Raw genomic sequence first — 2,033 nt, forward strand, 5'->3', positions numbered from 1 at the left:
CGAGCACCGCGGGCGAGCCGAGTCCGCCCGCGCCGACGACCGCGACGTGGGCTGCGGCCAGCCGTCGCTGCGCGTCGTCGCCGAACCCCGCGAGCACGCGGTGCCGTGCCGTGCGGGTCTGCTCGGCCTCGCTCAGCAGAGCGACGGGCTCGACCAGTGGAGGAAACGCCATGTCCACAGGCTACGCCGGGGCGACCAGGGCACGGGTCCGGGTCACTGAGCACTCGATTCGGCAACTAGCGGGCGCTCTCGGTCTGGCGTTCGAACCAGTCATGTCGTGACAGTTCGAACATCAGATAGCGGGAGCGTGCTCCGAGGAACTCGGCACGGTTGCCGACGCCGGCAGGCTGCATCGAGAGACGACGCAGCACACGCACCGAAGCAGTGTTCGCCTCGATGGCTTCTGCCCAGATGCTCTCGAGCCCTAGTTCGGTGAAACCGAACTCCAGAGCGCAGCGCGCGACTGCCGTCCCGAGGCCTTGACCCCAACGAGCCGACGGACCAACGAGGTAGCCGAGCTCTCGCCGTCCTCCTTCGTCGCCGTGGAGATCGACGTAGCCCACCGGGTCGCTGTCGCTGAGTGCGAGCAATCGGACGAGCTTGGGGTCAGCGTGAACTATGGCGTTCTGCCACCATTCCAGGGCGTCAACCGGGGACTCTCGCAGTCGCCAGCCGGCATGTGCGCAGAACACTGGGTCGACAGCCCAGGATGCAAGGGTGCTGGCGTCAGCCGCGATCAACGGTCGAAGCGAGATAACCACGTCCGAAGTCAACCACTTGCGGAGAGGGACAGTCGAACGGACAGTCGGCGTGCGTGCGGGGGCGTTGCAGCTTCCGCAAACGCGGATGCGACGATCGCAGACCATCACGAGCATCGGAAGTGCTCGCTCATCCAAAATTCGCAATCGCTTCCCCGACATCACGCGACCGGCTGGTCCCTAGGGGCTGTCGAGGAATACGCCCATCCGGTCGCCGTCGAGCACGAACTGCAGGGCGGACCCGGGCGGGAAGCGGTCGCGGAGCTCCTCCGGCATCCCGCTGTCGACCGGTATCGCGGTCGTCGCCGGAAAGTCGCCGATGCGGCATCCGGAATACACGTTGCCGCTGATCGACCACGAGTTCGGATCGGCATCCTCGGCGGGCAGCTGCTCCGTCGGAATGGCCATGAAGCAGTCGGTGCCGGGGCTCGTGTAACCGAAACCGTTCGGGGTCTCGAACAGCGTCAATCCGTAGAACTCGAACACGCGCGAGCTCGACCCCGCGCCGAACCATCCGGCGGGGATCTCGAGCAGCGGGGAGGGCTCCAGGGTCGCGATCTGCGGGGCGCCGCTCGATGTCTGGACGGGCGCCATGGATGTCGCCGCGTAGGTGATTCCGGCTGCCAGAGCCGCCGACGCCACGACGGACAGCGCCCAGATCAGGCCGAGGCGGTGCGATCGACGCTCGGTTCGATCAGCGGTGGCGCCGGACCGGATCGGGTCGTGCTTCGGGGCTTCGCCGTGCGGTCGCTCGACCCCCGCCGGCCCGCGAGCCGGCGTCTCTTCACCGGCCGCCGTCGGAGCGGGCGCCGGTGCAGGCGGCGGTGCGGACGCCGACACGAACTCGGACCGTTGCGCGGAGTCGGGTTCCGGCCCAGGTGGGAGGGTGGTGGTGACATCCGTCGCCGCTGCGGCGCGCGACCGCGTCGTCGATCCGCTGCTCTGGGCCTCCAAGTCGCGGAGGCGCCGCACCGCCGCGGGATCGTGAGCGATGTCGGCGTGTGGACCGTACGCGCGAGCTCGCAGCGCGCGCAGTTCCTCGAGTGCTGCGGTGTCCATCCCGTGCATCGTCTCACGGGCATGCCGGCCCCGCACGAGCCGTCTACGACTTCCCATCTGCCCGCCTCCGTCGGCCCGCGTACGTCCCATCCGTGCGGCGAGTCAGAGGCACGAGCGCCGATGCGCCGTAGCTGCGACAAGTTCACCCCGGATGATCCGCATCTGCGGTGATATGTTGTCGTCATGCCCAGCTTCCGCATCTCCGAGGCCGCGCGC

Annotated in this window: 3 protein-coding genes; all 3 read right to left on the bottom strand. The window is 68.6% G+C overall.

What is annotated here, in order from left to right; genetic code table 11:
• The coding region (locus tag EIO58_RS19565; RefSeq protein ID WP_342447991.1) for a ThiF family adenylyltransferase at nucleotides 1–172 on the bottom strand (172 nt) is incomplete at its 3' end.
• Nucleotides 173–236: 64 nt separating this feature from the next.
• Nucleotides 237–920 (bottom strand): GNAT family N-acetyltransferase, encoded by a 684-nt coding sequence (locus tag EIO58_RS16905; protein WP_342447992.1) that lies wholly within the window; start codon nucleotides 918–920, stop codon nucleotides 237–239.
• Nucleotides 921–938: 18 nt separating this feature from the next.
• On the bottom strand, nucleotides 939–1,817 hold the full coding sequence (locus EIO58_RS16910) for a hypothetical protein (protein WP_127820444.1): 879 nt from the start codon (nucleotides 1,815–1,817) through the stop codon (nucleotides 939–941).
• Between the last annotated feature and the right edge of the window lie 216 nt (nucleotides 1,818–2,033).

It is taken from the genome of Microbacterium sp. CPCC 204701 (genome assembly GCF_004010105.1).
GTDB lineage: Bacteria > Actinomycetota > Actinomycetes > Actinomycetales > Microbacteriaceae > Microbacterium.